This is a genomic window from Prevotella sp. ICM33 (assembly GCF_000517825.1).
Classification (GTDB): domain Bacteria; phylum Bacteroidota; class Bacteroidia; order Bacteroidales; family Bacteroidaceae; genus Prevotella; species Prevotella melaninogenica.
The window spans coordinates 37796-47574 of the sequence record NZ_JACD01000028.1; the positions used below are offsets into that span (position 1 = coordinate 37796).

At 37.9% G+C, this 9779-nt stretch carries 9 protein-coding genes; 8 read left to right on the forward strand and 1 reads right to left on the reverse strand.

Translation table 11 applies throughout. The annotated features are described in order from the left end of the window. Positions 1-19: 19 nt before the first annotated feature. Genes thiD through HMPREF1505_RS04200 form a run of 5 tightly spaced genes read left to right on the forward strand, consistent with a single transcriptional unit; the run spans position 20 to position 4451 of the window. Positions 20-835 carry a bifunctional hydroxymethylpyrimidine kinase/phosphomethylpyrimidine kinase gene (thiD, locus tag HMPREF1505_RS04180; protein ID WP_036922989.1) on the forward strand — a complete coding sequence of 272 codons (816 nt, stop codon included), beginning with the start codon at positions 20-22 and terminating at the stop codon, positions 833-835. After that, positions 832-1467 (forward strand): thiamine phosphate synthase, encoded by a 636-nt coding sequence (locus tag HMPREF1505_RS04185; protein ID WP_036922991.1) that lies wholly within the window; start codon positions 832-834, stop codon positions 1465-1467. The genes thiD and HMPREF1505_RS04185 overlap by 4 nt, the downstream gene beginning before the upstream one ends. Then, complete coding sequence (gene thiC / locus HMPREF1505_RS04190; RefSeq protein WP_036922994.1) at positions 1464-3041, forward strand: phosphomethylpyrimidine synthase ThiC; 1578 nt, start codon at positions 1464-1466, stop codon at positions 3039-3041. Before HMPREF1505_RS04185 ends, thiC begins: the two co-directional genes overlap by 4 nt. A gap of 38 nt (positions 3042-3079) precedes the next feature. Beyond that, on the forward strand, positions 3080-3853 hold the full coding sequence (locus HMPREF1505_RS04195; protein ID WP_036922997.1) for a sulfide-dependent adenosine diphosphate thiazole synthase: 774 nt from the start codon (positions 3080-3082) through the stop codon (positions 3851-3853). Positions 3854-3863: 10 nt separating this feature from the next. Continuing rightward, positions 3864-4451, forward strand: a complete 588-nt coding sequence (locus tag HMPREF1505_RS04200; protein WP_036923000.1) for a thiamine phosphate synthase — start codon at positions 3864-3866, stop codon at positions 4449-4451. Positions 4452-4510: 59 nt separating this feature from the next. Here the strand turns inward: HMPREF1505_RS04200 and HMPREF1505_RS04205 are convergent, their stop codons facing one another. Further along, on the reverse strand, positions 4511-5233 hold the full coding sequence (locus HMPREF1505_RS04205) for a hypothetical protein (RefSeq protein ID WP_051412311.1): 723 nt from the start codon (positions 5231-5233) through the stop codon (positions 4511-4513). A gap of 786 nt (positions 5234-6019) precedes the next feature. On the opposite strand from HMPREF1505_RS04205, the gene HMPREF1505_RS04210 reads away from it, so the two are divergent. From HMPREF1505_RS04210 to HMPREF1505_RS04220, 3 genes are all read left to right on the forward strand, one after another. Continuing rightward, the gene (locus tag HMPREF1505_RS04210; protein ID WP_036864285.1) at positions 6020-7009 is read left to right on the forward strand and encodes a 2-hydroxyacid dehydrogenase; all 990 of its coding nucleotides are present in this window, start codon (positions 6020-6022) and stop codon (positions 7007-7009) included. Between the two features lie 306 nt (positions 7010-7315). Next, the gene (locus tag HMPREF1505_RS04215) at positions 7316-7915 is read left to right on the forward strand and encodes a porin family protein (RefSeq protein ID WP_036923003.1); all 600 of its coding nucleotides are present in this window, start codon (positions 7316-7318) and stop codon (positions 7913-7915) included. 445 nt (positions 7916-8360) lie between these two features. Beyond that, positions 8361-9719, forward strand: a complete 1359-nt coding sequence (locus HMPREF1505_RS04220; protein WP_036923006.1) for an MATE family efflux transporter — start codon at positions 8361-8363, stop codon at positions 9717-9719. Positions 9720-9779: the final 60 nt, after the last annotated feature.

Below are 9779 nucleotides of genomic sequence, written 5' to 3' on the forward strand. Positions count from 1 at the left end.
CTACAAACCGATATGGTGCATGAGATATATTTGTGCATTGACAATTGCAGGCTCTGACTGTAGCGGTGGAGCTGGAATACAAGCAGACATAAAGACTATGTCAGCCTTGGGTGTCTATGCAGCAACTGCTATTACATCTATTACTGTGCAAAATACGAAAGGTGTACAGGCTGTTCATGGAGTGAATCCTCTTATCGTTGCCAACCAGATTAAGGCGGTTATGGACGATATAAAACCTGATGCTGTAAAGATTGGGATGGTAAATGATTGTGCTACTATACACGCCATAGCTGATACGTTGAAATTTTATCCGAACATTCCGATAGTGATTGATCCGATTATGATATCTACGAGTGGCTTTAGACTTATGAAACAAGATGCTTTAGAACTATTTTGTGACTCTTTGCTTCCTATGTCTACTCTATTGACTCCTAATCTTCCTGAGACAGAAATATTGTCTAACATGAAAATAAATTCCATTGATGATATGGATATAGCAGCACAAAGAATCTTGAGTTTGGGGTGTAAAGCTGTTCTGATAAAAGGAGGACATATGACAGGAGATAGAAAGATTGACCGGCTATATATGGCTAATGGAATAGTACAAACCTTTACCCGTAAGACAATAGACACCCGAAACACTCATGGAACAGGTTGCACACTATCCTCTGCTATCACTTCGTTTATAGCACGTGGACTGGAATTAACTGATGCCATAGCTGCTGCAAAGAACTATCTTTCTCAAGCATTGGCGGCTGGTAAGGATATTCATATAGGCGAAGGACACGGACCTGTCAACCATTTGTTTAATCCAGAGAAACAAATAACTTTATGATACAATTTATTACACATGCCAATGAACGCTATGATTACATAGATGGCGTTCGAATGGCACTCGAAGGAGGATGCCGATGGATTCAACTTCGAATGAAGGATGCTTCAGAAGAGGAGGTTCTGAAGACTGCTAAAAGTACGAGAAAACTATGCAGACAATACGATGCAGTCTTTATTCTTGATGATTATGTAGAACTGGTAGAAAGGACAGGTGCTGATGGTGTGCATCTTGGTAAGAACGATATGCCTATCGATAAAGCACGTCGTCTTCTTGGAAAGGATAAAATCATTGGTGGTACAGCAAATACTTTTGAGGATATCAAACGTATTTATTCTGCTAGAGCAGACTACATTGGTTGCGGTCCTTTCCGCTTTACGACTACCAAGAAAAAGCTATCTCCTATCTTAGGGTTAGATGGCTATAGCCGTATCATAGAGCAAATGAATACTTACGGAATTTATACCCCTATCATTGCTATTGGTGGTATACTTCTACAAGATGTATCGGATATAATGCAGACAGGGGTGAGTGGTGTAGCTGTTAGTGGTGCTATCCTTAATGCTAACAATGATGATACCCCAGTTACCACCATGAAAAGATTTATCAATAAACTTAAATCAAACAATAAATGAAAACGGAATTCAAATTTAGCTATCCTTCCTCTGAGAAGGTTTACCTAAGTGGAAGACTCTATCCTGAGCTCAAAGTGGGTATGCGTAAAGTACATCTTACTCCTACTGTTACTATCAAGAAGGGAGAAAGATGTGAGGAAAACAATGCTCCTGTGTATATATATGATACCAGTGGTGCTTACAGTGATCCTAATATTGATATCAACTTAGAGTGCGGACTGCCTAAACTTCGACAGCCTTGGGTCATAAAACGTAAGGAAAGAGAGACCCAAATGTATTTTGCCAAACAGGGTATAATAACTGAGGAGATGGAATATGTTGCCATCAGAGAGAATATGAATTGTGAGGAGTTGGGTATCAGTACGCGTATCACTCCAGCGTTTGTATGCAAGGAAATTGCCGAAGGGAGGGCTGTAATACCTGCTAACAAAAAGCATCCAGAATCTGAACCGATGATTATCGGGACGAACTTTCTGGTAAAGATAAACGCCAATATCGGCAATTCTTCTACGTCTTCAGACATTGAACAAGAGATTGAAAAGGCGGTTTGGAGTTGTAAATGGGGTTGTGATACATTAATGGATTTATCTACAGGTAAGGATATTCATGAGACACGAGAACGAATTCTTCGTAACTGTCCTGTGCCAGTTGGGACTGTACCTATGTATCAAGCTTTTGAGAAAGTTAATGGAAAGATTGAAGCTCTTAACTGGAAAATCTTCCGTGATACTTTGATAGAACAATGTGAGCAGGGAGTAGACTATTTTACAATTCATTGTGGCATACGATTAAAGAATATACATCTTGCCGACAATCGATTGACAGGTATCGTAAGTCGTGGTGGTAGTATTATCTCTAAATGGTGCAAGGAACATCAAAAAGAGAGTTTTCTCTATGAGCATTTTGATGATATATGTGATATCTGTGCAAGGTATGATGTTGCTATATCGTTGGGAGACGGACTACGTCCTGGTTGTACGTACGATGCGAATGATGCTGCTCAATTTGCCGAACTTGACACGATGGGTGAATTGGTTGAGCGTGCATGGGATAAGAATGTACAGGTCTTTATTGAAGGACCTGGTCATGTTCCAATGCATAAAATCAAGGAGAATATGGAACGACAAATTGATAAGTGCCATGGTGCACCCTTCTATACATTAGGGCCACTCGTCACAGATATTGCTCCAGCTTATGATCATATCACGTCTGCTATTGGTGCATCTCTCATCGGATGGTATGGTACTGCCATGCTATGTTATGTAACACCAAAGGAACATCTTGCCCTACCAGAGAAAGATGATGTTCGTATTGGTGTCATCACTTATAAGATAGCTGCCCACGCAGCAGACCTTGCAAAGGGACATCCAAGTGCTTCTATCCGTGATAATGCATTGAGTAAAGCACGTTACGACTTTCGTTGGAAGGACCAGTTTAACTTAGCACTCGACCCTGAGCGTGCGCTTGAATATTACAAAGCAAGCAACTCTGTTGATGCAAACTATTGTACAATGTGCGGTCCACACTTCTGTGCTGCACGTATTAGTCATTCTCTCAAGAACTGTGAGGAATAAGCAAAAGAATAACAATTATCCATAAATATAAATTTATTATGATTGAGACACAAGTATCAAAAGGTATTATTAGTACCTATTTCGACAAACTTCAGCGTAATTTACAACTCGATGTTGCCATCGTTGGTGGTGGTCCTTCTGGCATCGTTGCAGCTTATTATCTGGCAAAAGCAGGGCTTAGAACTGCTCTGTTCGATCGCAAGCTGTCACCTGGCGGAGGTATGTGGGGTGGCGCAATGATGTTCAACCAAATCGTTATACAGGAAGAAGCGTTGCACATTGTCAAGGACTTCAACATCAGCTATCAGCCTTATGAAAACGAACTTTATACCATTGACTCCGTTGAAAGTACCTCCGCTTTGCTTTATCATGCAGCTCATGCTGGTGCAACAATCTTCAACTGCTATTCTGTTGAAGATGTTGTCTTCAAGAATGATGTTGTAAGTGGTGTTGTAGTCAACTGGACTCCAGTCCTTCGTGAAGGACTACATGTTGACCCATTAAACATCATGTCTAAATGTGTGATTGATGGTACTGGTCACGACAGCGAGATATGTAAAGTTGTGGCACGTAAGAATGGTATTCAACTTGACACTGCTACAGGCGGAGTTGTGGGTGAAAAGTCCTTGGATGTGGCTGAGGGTGAGCGTATGGTTGTTGAAGGTACACGTGAAATTTACGCTGGACTCTATGTCTGTGGTATGGCTTCTTCAGCCGTAGCAGGAACTCCAAGAATGGGTCCAATATTTGGTGGTATGTTACTATCAGGCAAGAAGGTAGCCGATTTAATTATAGAGAAACTAAAGAAATAAATATCATCTAATGAAATGGATAACCATTACCTCTCCCGAATTCTTATCGGGAGAGACTACTTTCATAAGTAAACTCTTTTCACAAGGGCTTGACTTATTGCATCTGCGTAAACCAGAAGCATCATTAGAAGCCTACAAGCAGCTTCTTCTTCAAATACCAGAGCAGTGGCACAGTCGAATCGTTCTGCACGAACATTTTGAATTGGCAGAAGAATATAAGCTTCATGGTATTCATTTGAATCGGCGCTGTTCTGTGGCCCCGAATGCTTTTCATGGAAGCATCTCTTGCTCCTGTCATACAATAGAGGAAGTTATTACACAAAAAGAGTCAAAAGACTATGTATTCTTGAGTCCTATCTTTGATAGTATTTCTAAAGTTGGATATCATGCAGCCTTCTCCCCAACCTTACTTAAGCAGGCTGCCGTAGAGAATGTAATTGACGAAAAAGTAATTGCCTTGGGAGGTATAACTGCTAAAAACATCCCACTTGTCAAAGAATGGCACTTTGGTGGTGTTGCGTTATTAGGAGATATATGGAAGCGTATGTCAGACCCACAAGTAGATGAATATCTGAAGCATATTCGAACACTCCTTTAATAAGTTTAGACCAATATGAACTCAAACTCAATAAAAATGATTCTCCAATTGACCTTTTATTATTCCTCTAAGTAACGAAATATAGAATAAACTGGGGTGTTTCTCAACCCCATTGACGAGGTAACCTTTAAAGGTATATAATCTAATGTTTCTGCTTCTTTCAGAATCATAAATGTCTTTTGTTCAAGCATTTTATTAATCCTATAGTGTGAGTCAATGTCCTTCTTCTTTATATCTACATGATATAGAATTACATATCCTGAAAAGTAATAACAAGCTATTATCTGTTTGCGATTCCTCTTTGGATAATACCAACACCCCGATGATGATACAACGCTATCATACGTGTATTCAAATGGCGAAAGTCCTAAATCATATTTATAAATACCCTTTTGAGCATCTAAAGCAAAATCCTCATTGTAAAATTGTTTATAACCAATAGTATCCTTAGGATTTATAAACCTTCTAATACTGGCATTATCTTCTAAATTTACATAGAAGGGATATGTTTTCCTGTTCAATGAAATCGTACGTCCAATGTGACGATAAGTAATTCCCCCACCTTGTAATTGATTATCATATACCTCATAAAAGCTTTTTACGATTCCGTTTTTAACATATACAACCTCTGTTGACATCTGTGCATTGAGCATATATGCTTGTAACAAAAATACACAACAGAGTATTCCTCTAAGATAGTTATTAGAGGTTCTCCTCAATTCCATTCTGTATACTCTCCGTATCGCATCTGTTTTATATAATCCTGTTTTATGGTTCATCATCGATGGTGTTTTATTAATAGGTTTGATAATAAGCTATTGAAAAAGCAAAGATAATCATTTACAACATAAAAAGCAAATTTACCGTTCAATTTATAGGTCCCATTGAAATTAAAACTTCTATTAAAAACAAGCAAGAAATTACTATTCGTATCATTAGAATACTTTATTTCGTTTCACTCTTCTCCGTTCGCACTATTGGTGTTCACCATCCGCACCATTGGTGCTGTGCCTCCGCACCATATGTGCTGAGCCTTTAAACATAGATAAGGAAAGAGGAGAAAACTTTATAATGACTCTTTTCTAAGCGAAGAAAAGAGACTTGTAGATAAGGTTTGTTATCAAAGTGAAAACAACTACATTCTACTTTTAATCATGAGTAATTCTGAGCCATTATACACGACCTCATCAATTCATTCCAAACTTCTACTTTCTTATAACATCACAAATTCTTTAAAATAGATCTCCTGTCACTCCTATCATCTAAAAAAGACTTGTAACTCATTGGTTTATAACAGATTCATTTAAAGTGTTAAAAGTGACAGCAAAATAAAATTAAAACTATCATAGTAATATAGCTTTCATTTCTACAAAATGGTAAACTATTCTATCTCATAACGAACAACTATAAAAGATAATTATTTGCAAGAATTACAAATTATATGTACCTTTGCATTGTCTTAAGTAAGTTGGATGATTACCTGAGGAATCAGAAAGAATAAAGAAATCCTTTTATCGTATAAAGGATTATCTATAGCACTTATAATAATTAAATTTAGGTAAATAGCAATGAGGATAGCATTTTTCGACGCAAAGTCGTATGACATCGAGTCTTTCAACGAAGTAAACAAGGATTATAATTTCGATATTCGCTATTATCAAGAGCGTCTCAGTATTAGTACTGTGCCTTTGGCAAAGGGTGCAGACGTGGTTTGTATTTTCGTAAATGCAGAGTGCGATGCAAGAGTTATTGATGAATTAGTGAACAATGGTGTAAAACTTGTAGCGCTTCGATGTGCTGGTTTCAATAATGTTGACCTTAAGGCTGCTGAAGGTCGTATTAAGGTGACACACGTACCTGCTTACTCTCCACATGCTGTTGCTGAGTATGCTGTAGCACTGATGCTAAGTCTTAACCGTAAGATTTATCGTGCTGTGAACCGTACACGTGATGGAAACTTCACATTACATGGTTTGTTAGGCTTCGACATGTATGGTAAGACAGCAGGTGTTGTTGGTATGGGTCGTATTGCCAAAGAGCTTATAAAGATTCTTCACGGCTTTGGTATGAATATTATGGCATACGATCTCTATCCAGATCAAGAGTTTGCAAAGCAGTATAATGTGAAGGTTGTTCAGCTTGACGAACTTTATGCGAATAGTGATATCATCTCCCTCCACTGCCCATTGACACCAGACACAAAGTTCCTTATCAATAAGGAAAGTATTGCAAAGATGAAGAAGGGTGTGATGATTATAAATACTGGTCGTGGTCAGCTTATCCACACAGAAGACCTTATCGAAGGCTTGCGTACAAAGCAGGTGGGTTCAGCTGGTCTTGACGTTTATGAAGAGGAGAAAGAGTACTTCTATGAAGATAAAAGCGACAAGATGATTGACGATGACGTATTGGCTCGCTTATTGATGGTTCCAAACGTTGTATTGACCTCTCACCAGGCATTCTTTACAAAAGAAGCACTCTACAACATCGCTGTTTCAACCCTTAGCAGTGTAAAAGAACTATCAGAGGGTAAGGAACTTAGTTGCCAGGTGAAGTAAATATTAGAATCTTATAATCCTCATAAAGATTATAAGGTCAGTATTAGGTATACAATAAGATGGATTGAAAGAAAAATCTTTTTCAATCCATCTTTTTATATGTATTTTCTTTGTTGTTGTATCATATAAATAATATTTAACGCAAAAACCTTTGAAGTTACATTAGTTTCGTTTAACTTTGCGCACATAATTAACGAAATATTCAATATAAAACTTCTCTATTGGAAGCTTTAAAAGGCTTATGATGAGGAGAATAATAAAGGATAACTATAGAATAAAATATACTTAATAAAAAAACAAAGAGTTATGAAAAAGATTTTAGTTGTAGCAGCACTGATGCTTTCATCAGTATCTACATTCGCACAGCATGCAGTTGGTTCATTCAACCTTCAGCCAAAGGTTGGTGTAAACATTGCTAACCTCACAGAAATAAAAGATTCAGATCCACGTATTGGTCTTGCTGCTGGTGTTGAAGGCGAGTATCAAGCAAGTGACATCTTCTCTGTAAGTGCAGGAGTTCTCTACTCTATGCAAGGTGCTAAGCAGGAGTATTCTGTTCTGAAACAGACATTTAAGAATACATATAAGCTTGATTACATTAACGTTCCAATTATGGCAAACGTTTATGTAACAAAGGGTTTGGCTGTTAAATTGGGTGTTCAACCTGGCTTCTTGGTTAGTAGCACTACTAAGGCAGAAGCTAACACATTCCTTGGAACAGGAAGTTCTACTAATGATATTAAAGCAAAGTCAGTTGACTTCTCTATTCCTGTAGGTATCTCTTACGAATACAACAACTTCCAACTTGACGCTCGTTACAACTGGGGTTTGACCAAGGTTTTTGAGAACTACAAGAATAAGAACAGCGTATTCCAGATTACTTTGGGTTACAAGTTTGACTTGTAAATCATTAAAACAAATACTATATTGTTTTGAGGAGACCATAGGGTCTCCTCCTTTCGTTTGTGCATTATCGTCCTCAATATGATTAAACCCGAATCGGTCATTAGAGCACAATATGTATAGTTCTTCTTACTATGGTTTTATTTCCTAACCGATTCGGGTTAAAGCGATAATATTAGAGGGCTTTACTCCTAATTATTTCATGAAAAGACTTTGGGTTGATTTTATGTTTCTTATATAATAAAGGTGTACTCTCTTACCTGTAAAAACACTCTTTTCACCCTATAAATAAACCGCCTAAGAATAGATAAAGTAGTCTTTTCTTACTCTATACCTCTCTTTTTTTTATCATAAACTAAGATTAAGTAATTTATGAAAATTGTATGAAAATACAAAATATTTTCGTACCTTTGCAGCACACTTGGGATAATAAATAGCAAAAATTAGTATGTCATATCAATTTTCAAAGTACGAAACACACTATCGTAACCTTACTTATTTAGGCGTTCCAATCATTATCGGACAATTAGGAAACCTAATTCTTAACTTTGCCGATACGCTTATGATTGGACATCATAGTACAGAAGAATTGGCTGCAGCGGCATTTGTCAACAATATGTTTACGTTGGTCATTATTTTTGCTATTGGCTTTACATATGCTATTACAGCACTTGTTGGTATCCTATACGGACAGGATAAGACTCATCGTATTGGTGAGGTAATGAAGAGTGCTGCTGCAGCAAACACCTGTATGGCAATACTTTTATCTGCCATTATGATTGTTCTGTACTTGAATATTTATCGTTTGGGACAGCCAGAAGAGTTATTACCACTCATTCGCCCTTACTTCCTTATCCAACTTGTATCTCTCCCATTTGTATGTTGGTTTAATACTTTCCGCCAGTTTACCGATGGTATCACTGACACAAAGGTGGCAATGTGGATTCTTGTTGCTGGAAATGTGATGAATATCTTTGGCAACTGGATACTGATTTATGGCCATTTAGGACTTCCAGAGATGGGACTGGTTGGTGCAGGACTATCTACAATGATTTCACGTATCGTGATGGCTTTCATTATGGTAGGCATCTTCTTCTTTAGTAAGAAATATAAAGAATACAAGAAAGGATGGAGTTTAGGCCAGGTGAAATATGCAGACTTCAAGCAGATTACTGTTCTTGGTATTCCTTTAGCATTACAAATGGGTATGGAAACTGCTGCCTTTAGCCTTTCAAGCTTGATGGTTGGCTGGTTCGGTACAGAATCCTTAGCGGCTCATCAGGTTATGTTGACGATTTCACAGTTAGGCTACATGATCTACTATGGCTTGGCAGCAGCGGTAGCAGTACGCATTAGTAACTTCATGGGACAACGTGACTATCTTGCTGTAAGAAGAACAGCAACGGCTGGAATTCATTTAGTCTTCTTGCTTGCCATACTAACTTCTGTGCCAATCTTCATTTGCCGTCATATCATTGGTGGACTTTTCACTGATAACGTAAACGTTATTTCAATGGTCTCTATGACGATTATTCCATTTATGATTTATCAGTTTGGTGATGGCTTGCAGTGTAATTATGCCAATGCTATGCGCGGCACAGCTAATGTTCGTCCGCTAATCTGGATTGCGTTTGTATCTTTCTTCGTTGTTTCTCTTCCTTTAGGCTATCTCTTTGGAGTCGTTATGAACTATCAGCTGGTCGGTGTCTGGTTTGCCTTCCCATTTGGTTTAACACTGTCAGGCGTACTTTACTATATCTACTATCAGAAGGGATTGAACAAGATAGAGTCTGGAGCAAAGATATAATTCATAATATTGCTGTCCGGTAAAACTTAAATAACATATAAATCCTTGCGGAATTGTCTT